The 16,510-nt window shown below is 67.5% G+C and carries 15 protein-coding genes and 1 tRNA gene; 14 read left to right on the forward strand and 2 right to left on the reverse strand.

Features of this window, described 5'->3' with window-relative positions:
* Nucleotides 1-149 precede the first annotated feature (149 nt).
* From def to WS75_RS02255, 14 genes are all read left to right on the forward strand, one after another.
* A complete protein-coding gene (gene def / locus WS75_RS02190) occupies nucleotides 150-653 on the forward strand; it encodes a peptide deformylase (RefSeq protein ID WP_059508357.1) in 504 nt (167 codons plus the stop codon).
* A 34-nt stretch (nucleotides 654-687) separates the two neighbouring features.
* Nucleotides 688-1,680, forward strand: coding sequence for a methionyl-tRNA formyltransferase (gene fmt, locus WS75_RS02195; RefSeq protein ID WP_059678963.1), 993 nt, complete (start codon nucleotides 688-690; stop codon nucleotides 1,678-1,680).
* Nucleotides 1,681-1,790: 110 nt separating this feature from the next.
* On the forward strand, nucleotides 1,791-2,432 hold the full coding sequence (locus WS75_RS02200) for a LysE family translocator (RefSeq protein WP_059678964.1): 642 nt from the start codon (nucleotides 1,791-1,793) through the stop codon (nucleotides 2,430-2,432).
* Nucleotides 2,433-2,532: 100 nt separating this feature from the next.
* Nucleotides 2,533-3,390 carry a zinc metalloprotease HtpX gene (gene htpX, locus WS75_RS02205; protein WP_059678965.1) on the forward strand — a complete coding sequence of 286 codons (858 nt, stop codon included), beginning with the start codon at nucleotides 2,533-2,535 and terminating at the stop codon, nucleotides 3,388-3,390.
* 175 nt (nucleotides 3,391-3,565) lie between these two features.
* Nucleotides 3,566-4,954: a 16S rRNA (cytosine(967)-C(5))-methyltransferase RsmB gene (gene rsmB, locus WS75_RS02210; RefSeq protein WP_059679065.1), complete on the forward strand. Its 1,389-nt coding sequence runs from the start codon at nucleotides 3,566-3,568 to the stop codon at nucleotides 4,952-4,954.
* Nucleotides 4,951-5,541 carry a DUF4390 domain-containing protein gene (locus WS75_RS02215; RefSeq protein ID WP_059679064.1) on the forward strand — a complete coding sequence of 197 codons (591 nt, stop codon included), beginning with the start codon at nucleotides 4,951-4,953 and terminating at the stop codon, nucleotides 5,539-5,541. The genes rsmB and WS75_RS02215 overlap by 4 nt, the downstream gene beginning before the upstream one ends.
* Nucleotides 5,531-7,945, forward strand: a complete 2,415-nt coding sequence (esaS, locus tag WS75_RS02220; RefSeq protein ID WP_059678966.1) for a sensor histidine kinase EsaS — start codon at nucleotides 5,531-5,533, stop codon at nucleotides 7,943-7,945. The genes WS75_RS02215 and esaS overlap by 11 nt, the downstream gene beginning before the upstream one ends.
* The gene (gene esaR, locus WS75_RS02225) at nucleotides 7,946-8,647 is read left to right on the forward strand and encodes a response regulator transcription factor EsaR (RefSeq protein WP_059678967.1); all 702 of its coding nucleotides are present in this window, start codon (nucleotides 7,946-7,948) and stop codon (nucleotides 8,645-8,647) included.
* A gap of 60 nt (nucleotides 8,648-8,707) precedes the next feature.
* Nucleotides 8,708-8,783, forward strand: a tRNA-Phe gene (locus tag WS75_RS02230).
* Between the two features lie 362 nt (nucleotides 8,784-9,145).
* Entirely contained in the window at nucleotides 9,146-9,880 is a 735-nt protein-coding gene (gene queC / locus WS75_RS02235) for a 7-cyano-7-deazaguanine synthase QueC (RefSeq protein ID WP_059678968.1), read from the forward strand.
* A 75-nt stretch (nucleotides 9,881-9,955) separates the two neighbouring features.
* Nucleotides 9,956-10,588, forward strand: a complete 633-nt coding sequence (queE, locus tag WS75_RS02240; protein WP_059468636.1) for a 7-carboxy-7-deazaguanine synthase — start codon at nucleotides 9,956-9,958, stop codon at nucleotides 10,586-10,588.
* Nucleotides 10,589-10,606: 18 nt separating this feature from the next.
* Complete coding sequence (queD, locus tag WS75_RS02245; protein ID WP_044847357.1) at nucleotides 10,607-11,059, forward strand: 6-carboxytetrahydropterin synthase QueD; 453 nt, start codon at nucleotides 10,607-10,609, stop codon at nucleotides 11,057-11,059.
* 296 nt (nucleotides 11,060-11,355) lie between these two features.
* Entirely contained in the window at nucleotides 11,356-12,141 is a 786-nt protein-coding gene (locus WS75_RS02250; protein ID WP_059678969.1) for an HpcH/HpaI aldolase family protein, read from the forward strand.
* Entirely contained in the window at nucleotides 12,138-12,911 is a 774-nt protein-coding gene (locus WS75_RS02255) for a tetratricopeptide repeat protein (protein WP_059678970.1), read from the forward strand. The genes WS75_RS02250 and WS75_RS02255 overlap by 4 nt, the downstream gene beginning before the upstream one ends.
* Before the next feature lie 111 nt (nucleotides 12,912-13,022).
* Here WS75_RS02255 and rodA read toward each other — a convergent pair whose 3' ends face one another.
* Entirely contained in the window at nucleotides 13,023-14,171 is a 1,149-nt protein-coding gene (gene rodA / locus WS75_RS02260; RefSeq protein WP_059448422.1) for a rod shape-determining protein RodA, read from the reverse strand.
* 11 nt (nucleotides 14,172-14,182) lie between these two features.
* Entirely contained in the window at nucleotides 14,183-16,468 is a 2,286-nt protein-coding gene (gene mrdA, locus WS75_RS02265) for a penicillin-binding protein 2 (protein ID WP_059678971.1), read from the reverse strand.
* Between the last annotated feature and the right edge of the window lie 42 nt (nucleotides 16,469-16,510).

Below are 16,510 nucleotides of genomic sequence, written 5' to 3' on the forward strand. Positions count from 1 at the left end.
CCGCGCGCACGAGCGTCCGGCCAATTGCAGGAGGCAGACCCGCGGCGTTGACATGCCGCGCGTCCGCCTCATCTTCATTGCATCCCGGCGGCGGCGCCAGCCGGCCGGATGGCCGATGCGGCGCGCCGCTTCACCGAATACCGAACACCATGGCTTTGCTGAACATTCTTCATTACCCCGACAAGCGGCTGCACAAGGTCGCCAAGCCCGTCGACAAGGTCGACGACCGGATCCGCAAGCTCGTCGCCGACATGGCCGAAACCATGTACGCCGCGCCGGGCATTGGCCTGGCGGCGACGCAGGTCGACGTGCACGAGCGCGTGATCGTGATCGACGTCTCCGAGGAGAAGAACGAGCTGCGCGCGTTCATCAATCCCGAGATCATCTGGTCGAGCGACGTGAAACAGGTCTACGAGGAGGGCTGCCTGTCGGTACCCGGGATCTACGACGAAGTCGAGCGTCCCGACCACGTGCGTGTGCGTGCGCTCAACGAGCAGGGCGAGACCTTCGAGCTCGACTGCGAGGGCCTTCTCGCCGTGTGCGTGCAGCACGAGATGGATCACCTGATGGGGCGCGTGTTCGTCGAATACCTGTCGCCGCTGAAGCAGACTCGTATCAAGACGAAGATGAAGAAACTCGAACGCGCGATGTAACGCGCGTTTGCCCAGATCGATCCCGAACGCTTTCATGACCCATACGTTGCGCGTGATTTTTGCCGGCACGCCGGAATTCGCCGCGGCCGCACTCGCCGCGATCCACGAGGCCGGTTTTCCGGTGCCGCTCGTGCTCACCCAGCCCGACCGCCCCGCCGGGCGCGGGATGAAACTGCAGGCGAGCGCCGTGAAGCGCTATGCCGTCGAGCACGGGATGTCCGTCGCGCAGCCAACGTCGCTGCGCCGCGCGGGCAAGTACCCGACGGAGGCGGCCGACGCGATCGAGCTGCTGCGCACGACGCCGCACGACGTGATGGTGGTCGCCGCATACGGCCTGCTGCTGCCGCAGGAAGTGCTCGACATTCCGCGCGCCGGCTGCATCAACATCCACGCGTCACTGCTGCCGCGCTGGCGCGGCGCCGCGCCGATCCATCGCGCGATCGAGGCCGGTGACGCCGAGACGGGCATCACGCTGATGCAGATGGACGCTGGCCTCGACACCGGCGCGATGATCGACGAAGCGCGCGTCGCGATCGCGCCCGACGATACGACCGCGACGCTTCACGACCGGCTGGCCGCCGACGGCGCACGCCTGATCTGCGACGCCCTGGTGCGGCTCGAGCGCGACGGCGCGCTGCCCGCCACCCCGCAGCCGGCCGACGGCGTGACTTACGCGGAAAAGATCGGCAAGCACGAAGCGGCGCTCGACTGGTGCAAGCCGGCCGACGTGCTCGCGCGCCAGGTGCGCGCGTTCGACCCGTTCCCGGGCGGTGTCGCGATGCTCGACGGCGCGGCAATCAAGCTGTGGGCGGCCGAGCCCGTGGCGGCGCACGGCGCGATTGCCGACGCGGCGCCCGGCACGATCGTCGAGGCTTCGCCGGAAGGCGTGGTCGTCGCATGCGGTGGCGGCGCGCTGCGCGTCACGCAACTGCAGAAGCCGGGCGGCAAGCGGCTGCCCGCGCGCGAATTCCTGGCCGGCTCGCCGCTCGCCGCGGGCCAGCGCTTCGCGTTGCCCGACGGGCAGTGAGCGTCATTCGACCCGACATGCCGGTCGTGCGCAATTGGCCGGATGGCCGAGTCGCACGGCGCAGCAGGCGCGCGTAGAATTTCCCTGCGCTTTCCGATTTCGAGGTTCTCATGCTTGGCATCACCCATTTCGGCTTCTTCGTGCTCGCGGTTTTCCTGCTGAACGTCACGCCCGGCCCCGATACGGCGTACATCGTCGGCCGCAGCGTCGCGCAGGGCCGTAGCGCGGGGCTGATGTCTGCGCTCGGCATCTCCGCCGGCTGCTGCGTGCACGCGCTTGCGTGCGCGTTCGGCCTGACCGCGCTGCTCGCGGCGTCGGCCGCCGCGTTCACGGTGATCAAGCTGGTCGGTGCCGCTTACCTGATCTACCTTGGCGTGCGCTTGATCCTCACGAAGCAGGCCGCCGCGCCGGCAGGCGCCGAGGCGGCGCGGGCCACGGCCGCGAAGCCGCTGCGCCAGCTGTTCATGCAGGGTTTCTGGACCAACGTGCTGAACCCGAAGGTCGTGCTGTTCTTCGTGTCGTTCTTCCCGCAGTTCGTGTCGGCCGACAGCCCGCACAAGGCGCTGGCGTTCCTGGCTCTCGGTTCGGTGTTCGTCGCGATGAGCACGGTCTGGTCCTGCATCGTCGCGTGGGTCGCGGGCAGCGTCACGCAGCGCTTTTCCGGCAAGCCGGGCGTCAGGAAGTGGCTTGACCGCACGGTGGGCAGCGCCTTCGTCGGCCTCGGGCTGCGGCTCGCGGCGACGCAACGCTGAGATTGAATTTTTCCGGCAAGACCTTATCTAACAAATCGCTTACAATTTTCCGCCGTGCACCGAAATGTGCGGCGGGTCCCCTGACGGATAAGGAGTGGGTATGTTCAATTGGGTCAAAACGGCGATGCTGATGGCCGCGATCACGGCCCTGTTCATCGTGATCGGCGGCATGATCGGCGGCTCGCGCGGCATGACGATCGCGCTGCTGTTCGCGCTCGTCATGAATTTCTTTTCGTACTGGTTCTCCGACAAGATGGTGCTGCGCATGTACAACGCGCAGGAGGTCGACGAGAACACGGCGCCGCAGTTCTACCGGATGGTGCGCGAGCTCGCCACGCGTGCGAACCTGCCGATGCCGCGCGTCTACCTGATCAACGAGGACGCGCCGAACGCGTTCGCCACGGGCCGCAACCCCGAGCACGCGGCGGTCGCTGCGACGACGGGCATCCTGCGTGTGCTGTCCGAGCGCGAGATGCGCGGCGTGATGGCGCATGAGCTCGCGCACGTGAAGCATCGCGACATCCTGATTTCGACGATCACCGCGACGATGGCGGGCGCGATTTCGGCGCTGGCCAACTTCGCGATGTTCTTCGGCGGTCGCGACGAAAACGGCCGTCCGGCCAACCCGATCGCGGGGATCGCAGTCGCGTTGCTCGCACCGATCGCCGGTGCGCTGATCCAGATGGCGATCTCTCGCGCGCGCGAGTTCGAGGCCGACCGCGGCGGCGCACATATCTCGGGAGATCCGCAGTCGCTCGCCACCGCGCTCGACAAGATCCATCGCTATGCGGCCGGCATCCCGTTCCAGGCGGCCGAAGCGCATCCGGCCACCGCGCAGATGATGATCATGAACCCGCTTCACGGCGGCGGTCTGCAGAATCTGTTCTCCACGCACCCGGCGACCGAGGAGCGCATCGCGCGCCTGATGGAGATGGCGCGCACCGGCCGCTTCGACTAAGTCGCGTCGCGCTCGACACGTCACCCCGCATGCCCCGCGCTGCGGGGTGTTTCATTTGTGCGCCCCGTAAAGGGGCCGCATGATCGCACGCTACAATGCGCGGTTTGGAATCGCGGCAGCCATGCGGCCGCTGGGTTCCCGCCGCTCGCGGCGCCCGTTTGCCGATTTTGCTCCGATGACACGAACCCGCTCTTCCGCTCAGTCTTCCTCCGGTCGCGCCGCGCGCCTGCCCGCGCTGCATCTCGCGCCCGATTCGCTGGGCTTCGCGCTCGACGCGGCCGCGCAGGCCGTCGATGCGGTGCGGCGCGGCACCGCGCTGCCGGCGGCACTGGCCGCGGTGTTCGCGCAGATGCCGGCCGGCGCGCAGGCGCTGGCGCGCGGCGCGACGCAGGACGTCGCGTACCGGACGATGCGTCGTCTCGGCAGTGCGGATTGGCTGATCGGCCGGCTGGTCAGCAAGGCGCCGCCCGCGCATGTGCATGCGGTGCTCGCTGGTGCGCTTGCGCTGCTGCTCGATCCGGAGGACTCGGCCGCGTATCCGGCATTCACGATCGTCGACCAGGCCGTCACCGTGATCGGCGCACGGCGCGAATTTGCGTTCGCGAAGGGACTGGTCAACGCCGTGCTGCGGCGTTTCCAACGTGAGCGCGACGCGCTCGTCGCGGCGATGCAGGGCGATCCCGTCGCACGCTGGAATTACCGCGCGTGGTGGGTCGATGCGGTGAAGCGTGCGTGGCCGGAAGCGTGGCAGACGATTCTTGCGGCCGGCGAGCGCCAGGGTCCGCTGACGCTGCGCGTGAACGCGCGCCGCGCGACCGTCGACGCGTATCTCGATACGCTGCGCACGAGCGGAATCGAAGCGACCGCGATCGGCCGCCATGCGGTGCGGCTCGCGTCGGCGCTGCCGGTTGACCGCATTCCGGGCTTTGCCGACGGCGTCGTGTCGGTACAGGATGCCGGTGCGCAGCTCGCGGCCGAATGGCTCGGTGCGCGCGACGGCATGCGCGTGCTCGACGCGTGCGCGGCACCCGGCGGCAAGACCGGGCATATCCTCGAGCTGGCCGACGCCGAAGTCGTTGCGCTCGAAAGCGACGCGACCCGCGCGGCGCGCATCGGCGAGAACCTTGCACGCCTGTCGCTCACGGCGGACGTGCGCGTTGGCGACGCGGGCGCGCCGGACGCGTGGTACGACGGCCGTCCGTTCGACCGCATCCTGGCCGACGTGCCGTGCTCGGCGTCCGGCATCGTGCGTCGTCATCCCGACATTCGCTGGCTGCGCCGCGAAGCCGACATCGCCGCGCTCGTCGCGGAGCAGCGCCGCATCCTGACAGCGTTGTGGCCGCTCGTGAAGCCGGGCGGCGAACTGCTCTACGTGACCTGTTCGATCTTCCCCGAGGAAGGTGAGTTGCAGGCTCGCTGGTTTGAAGCGGCCTGTGAAGATGCGGTACGATTGGACGCGCCCGGCCAACTGCTGCCGGGCGGCGTGCACGGCGGGGCGGCCGGCGCACTCGACCAGAACACCGATCACGACGGATTTTTCTACGCGCGGTTTCAGAAACGGTGACGATCAAACACCTTTTTCCACTTCGGCTCGCGGCCGTCCTGCTGGTCGCGTTGGCGCTGTGCCTGACTGTCGTTCGGCCGGCGCGTGCCGAGTCGATCGCCGTGCAGCGCGCATCGCTGCAGGCTGACGGAAGCGGCTGGAGCCTCGATGCCCGCTTCGATTTCGAGCTGAATCCGAACCTCGAGGATGCCGTCAACAAGGGCATCCCGCTTTACTTCACGACCGATTTCGAACTGGCCCGCGCGCGCTGGTACTGGTTCGACGAGCAGCCGGTGTCGGTGTCGCAGACGATCCGCCTGTCGTTCCAGCCGCTCACGCGCGAGTACCGCGTGTCGACGGGCGGCCTGCAACTCGGCTTCCCGTCGCTGAAGGACGCGCTCGCGGTCGTCCGGCACATCACGTCGTGGCACGTGATCGACCGCAACCAGGTGCGCGCCGGCGAAACCTACACCGCCTCGGTGCGGATGCAGCTCGATACGGCGCTGATGCCGAAGCCGTTCCAGGTCGACGCGGTAAACAACCGCGACTGGACGCTCGGGTCGGACTGGAAGCGCTTCACTTTCACGGTGACCGAACGTGCTAAATAAAGTGCGCCGCGCGGCCAGCGGGAAGAGCCTCCTCATTCGTGTGATCGTCTCGACCGTCGCGCTCACGGCGCTGCTGCTGCTCGTGCTGCTCGCGGCCGCGAGCGCGAACACCGAATTCTTCGACCGCTACTACTCGTGGCTGTACGCGATGAACATCATCGTCGCGCTCGTGTTCCTGCTGGTGGTGCTCGGGCTGATCGGGATGATCGTCGTGCGCCTGAGGAAGGGCAAGTTCGGCACGCGGCTGCTCGCGAAGCTCGCGGTGTTCTTCGCGCTCGTCGGCGTGGTGCCGGGCGGGATCATCTACATCGTGTCGTACCAGTTCGTGTCGCGCAGTATCGAGTCGTGGTTTGACGTGAACGTCGAGACCGCGCTGACGGCCGGCCTGAACCTCGGCCGCGGGATGCTCGACGCGTCGCTGTCCGACCTGCAGACGAAGGCGCGGCTGATGTCGGACCAGCTCGCGAGCGTCGATGCGAACACGAACGGCACGACACTCACGCTCCTGCGCCTGCGCGACCAGTTCGGCGTGCAGGATGCGACGATCGTCGAGCCGAGCCGCGGCGGCTCCGGCGCGGCGCCCGACCTGCACATCGTCGCGCAGGCATCGGGCAATTTCGCCGCGCTGATTCCGGACGACCTGCCGACTCCGCTGATGCTGAGCCAGGCGCGCGAACACGGCGCGTACGCGGCGATCGAGGGCGAGGTCGACGGCGACCCGCGTGCGCACGGCGCGAAGGGCGCGCTGCGGCTGCGCGTCGTGCGGCCGATACCCGATGCGACGACGTCGTTGCTGCAACCGGCGGAGCGATTCCTGCAGCTCACCCAGCCAGTGCCGCCCACGCTGGCGCACAACGCCGACGCGGTGCAGCGCGCGTATCGCGAATATCAGGAAAAAGCGCTCGGCCGCACCGGGCTGCGCAAGATGTACATCGGCACGCTGACGCTCGCGCTGTTCCTCGCGACCTTCATTGCGATGATGCTTGCGCTCGCGCTCGGCCAGCAGCTCGCACGGCCGCTGTTCCTGCTCGCGCAGGGCACGAAGGAGGTCACGGAAGGCGACTACACGCCGAAGCGCGAGATCAAGTCGCGCGACGAGCTCGGCTTCCTCACGCAGTCGTTCAATGCGATGACGCGCCAGCTGTCCGAGGCGCGGCAGGCGGTCGAGAAGAACCGGATCGCGCTCGAGCATTCGAAGACGTATCTCGAGAGCATTCTCGCGAACCTGACGGCCGGCGTGTTCGTGCTCGATCGCCAGTTCCGGCTGACGACGGCCAACCGCGGCGCCGAGCGGATCTTCCGGCAGCCGTTCGGCTCGATGATCGGCACGGCGCTCGACCGGATCGGCGTCGTCGCGGAATTCGGTGCGATGGTGCGCAAGGCGTTCGCCGATCGCGAAGCGGCTTCGGACGGCGGCAGCGGCGATCGCGGTCACTGGCAGCAGCAGTTCGCGATCGAGGTGCCGGGCGAAGCCGATCCGCTGACCTTGCTCGTGCGCGGCACACGCCTCGTGTCGACGGTCGAGGGCGAGGCGGACGATCCGCAGACGTCCGGCTACGTCGTCGTCTTCGACGACATCTCCGACGTGATTTCCGCGCAGCGTTCGGTTGCATGGGGCGAGGTCGCGCGGCGGCTCGCGCACGAGATCAAGAACCCGCTGACGCCGATCCAGCTGTCGGCCGAGCGGCTGCAGATGAAGCTGTCCGACAAGCTCGCACCGCCCGATGCGGACGTGCTCAAGCGCGGCGCGACGATGATCGTCAACCAGGTGGCCGCGATGAAGCGGATGGTTGACGATTTCCGCGAATATGCGCGCACGCCGCCGGCGGTGCTCGCAAATCTGCAGCTGAACGAACTGGCGAGCGAGGTGCTCGGGTTGTATGGTGTCGGCGAAGGCAAGAGCGCGATCGTCGCCGAACTCGCGCCGTCGCTGCCGGTGATTCGCGGCGACGCGACGCAACTGCGCCAGGTGATTCACAACCTGCTGCAGAACGCGCAGGACTCGGTCGCGGAAGTCGCGCATCCGCGTGTGTTGATCGAAACCAAGACAGTAGAATATGGCGACCCCGACGCCGAGGGCAAAACGCGCGTCGCGGTCCGTCTTACCGTGTCCGACAACGGGCCCGGTTTTCCGGCACGCATCCTGACCCGTGCGTTCGAGCCTTACGTGACGACGAAGGCGAAGGGCACGGGGCTCGGGCTGGCCACGGTCAAGAAAATCGTCGACGAGCACGGCGCGCGGATCGATCTGCGCAATCGCATGCACGGCGAGACCGTCGAGGGTGCGCAGGTGTCGATCCTGTTCCTGCAGATGGCGAGCGATACGCCAGGCGCCGAATCCGGCGCGCAGGGCGGGACGGCTCCCGCCAAGACAAAAGCAAGTATGCAGACAAAGGCAGCGTAAATGGCAACCATCCTGGTGGTAGATGATGAAATGGGCATCCGGGAATTGCTCTCGGAGATCCTCAGCGATGAAGGACATGTCGTCGAGGCGGCGGAGAACGCGCAGGCTGCGCGGGAATACCGCCTGAATCAGGCGCCCGATCTCGTGCTGCTCGATATCTGGATGCCCGATACCGACGGCGTCACGCTGCTCAAGGAATGGGCGGCGCAGGGCCTGTTGACGATGCCCGTGATCATGATGTCCGGGCACGCGACGATCGACACGGCCGTCGAGGCGACGAAGATCGGCGCGCTCGATTTCCTCGAGAAGCCGATCGCGCTGCAGAAGCTGCTGAAGTCCGTCGAGCACGGTCTCGCGCGCGGCGCGGCACCGGTGTCCGTCAACGCGGCCGCGAAAGCCGGTGTCGGGCAAGCATCGGGGTCGGCGGCCGTCGCATCGGCGGCCGCGCTGCCGACGCTCGGCGACGACATGGCCGCGGCGCTCGGCCTCGCGGGCCAGACGGCCGCGATTCCGTTCGACATCCCGTTGCGCGAAGCGCGCGACGCATTCGAGCGCGCGTACTTCGAATATCACCTCGCACGCGAGAACGGCAGCATGACGCGCGTCGCGGAAAAGACGGGCCTCGAGCGCACGCACCTCTATCGCAAGCTCAAGCAGCTCGGCGTCGAGCTCGGCAAGAAACCGTCCGAAGGCGCCGCATAAAATATTTCGCGAAAACACTTGCTCAGGTACGAATAGCTCGATATACTTTCATTCTTCGTTGGCCCGGTAGCTCAGTTGGTAGAGCAGCGGATTGAAAATCCGCGTGTCGATGGTTCGATTCCGTCCCAGGCCACCAGCATTTAAAACCCCAAGAATCGGAAGGTTCTTGGGGTTTTTCGTTTGTGGTGGGTATTGCGTGTGTCTCGCGTGTCGTGGGCGGCGTGCCCGGCAGCATTCGCCGGGGCATGATAAAATCCGTGCCCGCTCAATGACTTAGCGCATCGCTTCATGCGCATGGCCGGTCGCCCGCGGCGCGCCCGCCGTGGTGCGCGGCAACGATGCCGCGCGATGAGCGGTATAAGCGCGCCGCCGCATTCGCGGCCGACCGCGCTGCCTATACTGGTCGGGCCGGCACAGGCCGGCCGCGTCGGGCCGCCCGGCGGCAGCCGGCTTCGGGGCGCAGTGCGACGCGAGCCTACACATTCACGGAGTATCACGGTGATTCGGACAGACGCTAAAGACGGCGCGCTCGTGTTGTTTTCCGGCGGGCAGGATTCCGCCACGTGCGTGGCCTGGGCCCTGGAACGCTACCAGACGGTCGAGACGCTCGGCTTCGATTACGGTCAGCGTCATCGCGTCGAACTCGAGTGTCGCGAAGGCGTGCGCGAAGCGCTGAAGCGCAAGTTTCCGGCGTGGTCGGGCCGCCTCGGCGACGATCACATGATCGACCTGTCGGTGCTCGGCGCGATCAGCGATACCGCGATGACGCGCACGATCGAGATCGAGACCGCGGCGAACGGCTTGCCGAACACGTTCGTGCCGGGCCGCAACCTGCTGTTCATGACGATCGCGGCCGCGATCGCCTATCGCCGCGGTCTGCGCGTGCTGGTCGGCGGGATGTGCGAGACCGATTTCTCGGGCTATCCGGACTGCCGCGACGACACGATGAAGGCGCTGCAGGTCGCGCTGAACCTCGGGATGGACACGCGCGTCGTGCTCGAGACCCCGCTGATGTGGCTGGACAAGGCGCAGACCTGGCAACTCGCCGAGCAACTCGGCGGCGAGGCACTCGTCGAACTGATCCGCGTCGAGACGCACACGTGCTACGTGGGCGAGCGCGCGGAACTGCACGACTGGGGTTTCGGCTGCGGCGAATGCCCGGCCTGCAAGCTGCGCAAGCGTGGCTACGAGGCCTACCTGAAGGGCGAGCGGGTGACCGAAGCGCCGCTGTGACGCGGGTGCGTCGGCGGCGCTGGATGAATAACGGATTCTGATCGACAACGAGCGGCGCAAGCCGGACGAAGCACGATGACTTACGCGGTCAAGGAAATTTTCTACACGTTGCAGGGCGAGGGCGCGAACGCCGGCCGTCCGGCCGTGTTCTGCCGGTTCGCCGGCTGCAATCTGTGGTCGGGCCGCGAAGAGGATCGTGCGGACGCCGTGTGCCGTTTCTGCGATACGGACTTCGTCGGCACCGATGGCGAGAACGGCGGCAAGTTCAAGGATGCCGAAGCGCTCGTCGCGACGATCGCCGGCCTGTGGCCGGACGGCGAAGCGCATCGCTTCGTCGTCTGCACGGGCGGCGAGCCGATGCTGCAGCTCGACCAGCCGCTCGTCGACGCGCTGCATGCGGCAGGCTTCGAGATCGCGATCGAGACCAATGGCTCGCTGCCGGTGCTCGAGACGATCGACTGGATCTGCGTGAGCCCGAAGGCCGACGCGCCGCTCGTCGTCACGAAGGGCAACGAACTGAAGGTCGTGATCCCGCAGGACAACCAGCGGCTTGCCGACTACGCGAAGCTCGATTTCGAGTATTTTCTCGTGCAGCCGATGGACGGCCCGTCGCGCGATCTCAATACGAAGCTCGCGATCGACTGGTGCAAGCGGCATCCGCAGTGGCGGCTGTCGATGCAGACCCACAAATATCTGAACATTCCCTGAGCCACGGCTTTTGACATCGTGCTGATTACCCGAAAACTCGAATTCGACGCGGGCCACCGCATTCCCGATCACCGCAGCCAGTGCCGGAACCTGCACGGCCATCGCTACGTGCTCGAAGTCACGCTGCGCGGCGATCTCGTCGATACCGAGGGGGCGCCCGACCGCGGCATGGTGATGGATTTCGCCGACGTGAAGGCGCTCGCGGTCGAGCACCTCGTCAACAAGTGGGATCACGCGTTCCTCGTCTACGCGCGCGACGAAGTCGTGCGCTCGTTCCTCGAGCAGATGGCCGACCACAAGACCGTCGTGCTCGACCGGATCCCGACGGTCGAGAACCTCGCGGCGATCGCATTCGACATCCTCGCGAACGTGTACGACGCGCACTACGGCGTGAACCTGCGCCTGGAACGCGTGCGTCTGTACGAAACGCCGAACTGCTGGGCCGACGTCGAGCGCCAGCCCGGCCGCTGATATTGCCCTTCCGGCAGCCTCGCCAACCGGTGCGGGCTGCCTGCCACCGCGCCGTGCGGCCTCGTCCGGCGCCGCTTTCCACCCGTTCCCACATTCCGTGTAACGCCGCGCTATGATCGTTGCGTGGCACCGGAAAACGCATCCGCGCGACCCGCGCTGTCAGATCTGCCGCCTGCGTCCGACCAACGTTCTGGGCCCCGGTCCGGCGCCGCCGCGCATGGCGGCCCGGCGTGTTACGCCCGCTTTGCTTGTTGCTTGTCCCGTTCGATTGCCATTCCGTCCAGGAGGCCGTATCGATGAGCACGCTCACCAATTCCCTCAAACAACGTCTGCACGACGGCGACGAGCCGCTGTACGGCCTGTGGCTGTCGCTCGGCTGCGATTCGGTCGCGGAAGCGCTCGCGCACGCTGGCTACGACTGGCTCTGCATCGACATGGAGCACGCGCCGAACGACAGCCGCGACGTCGCGTCGCAACTGCGCGCGCTGGCCGCGGCGCACCTGCCGAGCGAGCCCGTCGTGCGCGTGCCGGGGCGCGAGCCGTGGCTCGTGAAGCGCGCGCTCGACGCCGGCGCGCGCACGCTGATGTTCCCGTGCATCGAGACGCCCGACGAGGCCGCGCACGCCGTGCGGCTCACGCGCTTCCCGTCGCCGGATTCCCCCGACGGGCTGCGCGGCGTGGCCGGCATGGTGCGTGCGGCGGCGTTCGGCATGCGCCGCGATTACCTGCAGACGGCGAATGCGCAGGTCGCGGTGATCGTGCAGATCGAATCGGCGCGCGGCATCGATGAAGTCGAGCGGATCGCCGCGACGCCGGGCGTCGACTGCCTGTTCGTCGGCCCGGCCGATCTGGCGGCGAGCCTCGGGCATCTCGGCGACAGCCGCCACCCGGACGTCGAAACCGCGATGGCGCGCGTGCTCGCGGCCGGCAAGCGGGCCGGCGTCGCGGTCGGCATCTTCGCGAACGATACGGCAACCGCGCGTCAGTATCGCGAGGCTGGCTACCGGATGATCACGCTGTCGGCCGACGTGAGCTGGTTGCTGCGTGCGACGCGCCAGGCGCTGCAGGAGGTGCGATCATGAACGGCAGCGAAGACGCGGGGTCCGGACGCGCGCGGCGTACGGCCGGCGTACGCGGGCGCATCGGCGCGATGCTCGGGCTGTGGGCCGTGTGCGTCGCGGCGGTCGCGCAGAATGCGCCGCATGCGAAGGTGGACCCGGCGCGCGAGACGCAATCCGCGGTGGCCGACTACAACGCCGGCGACTATCGCGCGGCGCTGGTGCAGTTCCACGACGCGGCCGAACGCGGCGACCGGCTCGCGCAGTTCAACTACGCGATGATGCTGCTCACTGGCGTCGGCGTGACCGCGAACGTCGACGAAGGGCTGCGCTGGCTGAAGCGGGCGGCCGACGCGAATATGTCGCATGCGCAGTACGTGTACGGGCGGATGTTCGACGACGGCGAGTTTGTCGCGCGCAATCCGGCCGAAGCGCACCGCTGGTTCCTGCGTGCGGCGAAGCAGGGGCACGTGCAGGCCGAGCTGTCGCTCGCGAACCAGTTTCTCGACGGGCGCGGCACGCAGCGCGACAACCGGCAGGCGTTCGAGTGGTACAAGCAGGCAGCCGACGCGGGCGAGCCGACCGCACAGTACGTGACCGCGTCGTTCTACGAGCGCGGCGGCGACGGCGTCACGCAGAACCTGAACATCGCGCGCGCGTATTACGCGGCCGCGGCCGCGCAGGGCGACGAGACGGCCGGGCTGAAATTCAAGGAGCTGAGCGCACGTCTGAAGGCGCAGGAGCCCGCATCGGGTGCCGGCGCGGACCACGGGAACCCGCGCGCGACGCCGTAGTGAGCGGGCGGCACGCGCGGCATTCGACCCTGCCCAATGAAAAACGGCGCACGAGGCGCCGTTTTTCATTGCCGCGACTGCTCCGCTGGCGACTGCGTGCCGTGCACGGCGTCAGCTCTTCATCAGCCGCCGCTGTCGCCCGACGCTCATGATCATCCCGATCGCGATGCCGAGCGTCGTGAGCGCGGTGCCGCCGTAGCTCATGAACGGCAACGGCACGCCGACGACGGGCAGCACGCCACTCACCATCCCGATGTTGACGAACGCATAGACGAAGAACGCGAGCGTGAGCGAGCCCGCGAGCAGACGGCCGAACAGCGTCGCGCCCTGCGCGGCGATGTAGAGCCCGCGCGCGATCAGCGCCATGTAGAGCGTCAGCAGCACGAGGCCGCCGACGAGCCCCCATTCCTCCGAGAACACCGCGAAGATGAAGTCGGTGTGTTTCTCCGGAATGAACTCGAGGTGGGCCTGCGTGCCTTTCAGGTAGCCCTTGCCGAGCACGCCGCCCGAGCCGATCGCGATCACGGCCTGGATCGTGTGGAAGCCCTTGCCGAGCGGGTCGGAGGTCGGGTCGAGCAGCGTGCACACACGGTGCTTCTGGTAGTCGTGCATCAGCGGCCACTGCACTTCGGGCTGGCAGATGCGCTCTTCGAACACGGCGATCGACCCGACCGCGATCACGCCCGCGACGAGCACCGGCACGATCAGCTTGAACGACAGGCCGGCGAGGTAGATCACGAAGAAGCCGGCCGCGAACACGAGCAGGCCCGTGCCTAGGTCGGGCTGCTTGGCAATCAAGCCGACCGGCACCATCAGGATCCCGAACGCGGCGACGAAGTCGTACCAGCGCAGCCCGCCTTCGCGGCGCTGGTAATACCACGCGAGCATCAACGGTGTCGCGATCTTGAGGATTTCCGACGGCTGGATCACGACGCCGACGTTCAGCCAGCGCTTCGCGCCCTTCTTGGTCATCCCGAACAGCGCGACCGCGACCAGCAGCGCGACCCCGAACGAATACAGCGGGACCGCGAAGCGCATCAGCGTCGTCGGCGGAATGTTGGCGATCACCCACATCAGCACAAACGTCAGCAGAATGTTGCGCAATTGGTCCTCGACGCGGCCCGGCATGTCGATCGACGCGCTGTACAGCGTGACGATGCCGACGCACAGCAGCAGGAACACGATGAGGGCGAGCGGGCGGTCGAAGCCCGCGAACATCTGCTTGATCTTGTCGAGCCAGGCGCGCTTGTCGAATTGCATGCCTTTCTCCGTTAATGAGCGGTGCCGGCGTTCGTCGCTTTCGCGGCGGCCAGGGCACGGGAGTTGTCGTCGCGCGGCGCGGTGGCGAGCGGCTGCGCGTCGCTGGCGGGCCGGTGAGGCCGGTGCGGGCGTCGGATCGGCGGCAGGCTCGCGGCCATCGGCGCCGCGGCGCTCGCGACGGCGGGCTGCGCCGCGCTTGCCCCGGCCGCACCCGATGCATCGGACGCCGACGCGGCCGAGGCCGCATCCGCCGCGCTGGCCGCGGCCGGCACGACGGGCTGGGGAAGCGCCTTGAAGCCGGCCGCGACGGACACGGCCTTCGAGGCATCGCCGATCACCGGCGCGTTGATCGGCTCGGTCGCCGACGCAGCGGCGGCGACGGCGGCGGCCTCGTTCTCCGGTTTCTGGCGATCGACGAGGTAGAAATCGAGCACGCGGCGCGCGATCGGGCCGGCGGCCTGCGCGCCCCAGCCGCCGTTCTCGACGATCAGCGCGATGGCGATCTGCGGATGGTCGACCGGCGCGTACGCGATGAACAGCGCGTGGTCGCGCAAGTGCTCGGCGAGCAGGTGACCCTTGTAGTTGGAGCCCTGCAGCGAGAACACCTGCGCGGTACCGGTCTTGCCGGCGGCGAGGTACGGCGCGCCGCGGAACACCTTGTACGCGGTGCCGGACGGGTTCTCGATCACGTTCTCCATCCCGCGCTTCACTACGTCGATGTCGGCCTGCTTGAGCGGAATCGTTTCGCTTTCCTTCGGCACGGTCAGATGGCGCCCGCGCGTGATCGGATCCTCGACCTCCTTCACGAGGTGGGGCTTCATCACGACGCCGTTGTTCGCGAGCGTCGCGGTGGCGTGCGCGAGCTGCAGGATCGTGAACGAGTTGTAGCCCTGGCCGATCCCGAGGCTGATCGTCTCGCCGTCGAACCACTTCTGCTGCGCGGCCTTCTTGAACGCCTTTTTCTTCCAGTCGGTCGACGGCAGGATCCCGCGCGCCTCGCCCTGGATGTCGATGCCGGTGATCTGGCCGAAACCGAACGGCTTCATGAAGTTCGCGATCGCGTTCACGCCGAGGTCGCGTGCGAGCATGTAGAAGTAGGTGTCGTTCGACACCATGATCGCCTTGTTCATGTCGACCCAGCCCTGGCCCGAGCGCACGTCGTTGCGGAACGTGTGACCGCCGAACGTGAAGTAGCCGGGATCCTGGAAGCCCCAGCCCGGCGAGCGCTTGCCGAGCGTCAGGCCGGCCAGCGCCATGAACGGCTTGTACGTCGAGCCGGGCGGGTAGGTGCCGTGCAGCGGGCGGTTCAGGAGCGGCTTGTCGGTGGAGTTGTTCAACTCGTCCCAGGTCTGCTGGTCGATGCCGTCGACGAACGAATTCGGGTCGAAGCTCGGCGACGACACGAACGCGAGCACGTCGCCCGTCTTCGGCTCGATCGCGACGAGCGCGCCGCGCTTGCCGGCAAACGCCTGCTCGGCGACCTGCTGCAGCCCGATGTCGAGCGACAGCACGAGGTTGTTGCCGGGCGTCGCCTGCGTGCGCGACAGCGTGCGCACGGGCCGGCCGCCGGCCGTCACCTCGACTTCCTCGAAGCCCGTGAGGCCATGCAGCTCGGTTTCGTAGCTCTGCTCGACGCCGATCTTGCCGATGTAGTCGGTGCCCTTGTAGTTGTTCGCGTCGCGACGCGGATCGTAGTGTTCCTGGTCGCTGTCGTTGTCGTCGCTGATCGCGTCGATGCGATCCTGGTCGCGCTTCGAGATCCGGCCGATGTAGCCGATCACGTGTGCGGCGGTCGTGCCGAGCGGATATTGGCGGAACAGCCGCGCGCGCACGTCGACGCCGGGGAAGCGGAAGCGCTGCGCGGTGAAGCGCGCGACTTCCGCGTCGGTGAGGCGCGTGCGGATCGGCAGGCTCTCGAAGTTCTTCGAGTCTTCCTGCAGCTTCTTGAAGCGGCGGCGGTCGCGCGCGTCGATCGGGACGATCTCGGACAGCTTGTCGATCGTGTTGTCGAGCGTGTCGTCGAGCTTCGACGGTGTGATCTCGAGCGTGTACGCCGAATAGTTTTTCGCGAGGACCACGCCGTTGCGATCGGTGATGATCCCGCGGTTCGGCACGATCGGCGCGACCGAGATGCGGTTTTCCTCGGCCTGCAGCGCGTATTTGCCGTGCTGCATCAACTGCAGGTAGAAGAAGCGGCTCGCGAGCAGCCCGAAGCAGACGAACACGAACACGCCCGCCGCCGCGACGCGCAGGCGGAACTTCGAGAGCTGCTGTTGGGTGTCGTTGAATTCGGTCATGCGGTTACGATCGATCTGGCCCGTGCGCGGCGAGCACGCGCA

Origin of the sequence: Burkholderia sp. FL-7-2-10-S1-D7 (genome assembly GCF_001524185.1) — a bacterium.
Taxonomy (GTDB): Bacteria; Pseudomonadota; Gammaproteobacteria; order Burkholderiales; family Burkholderiaceae; genus Burkholderia; species Burkholderia diffusa.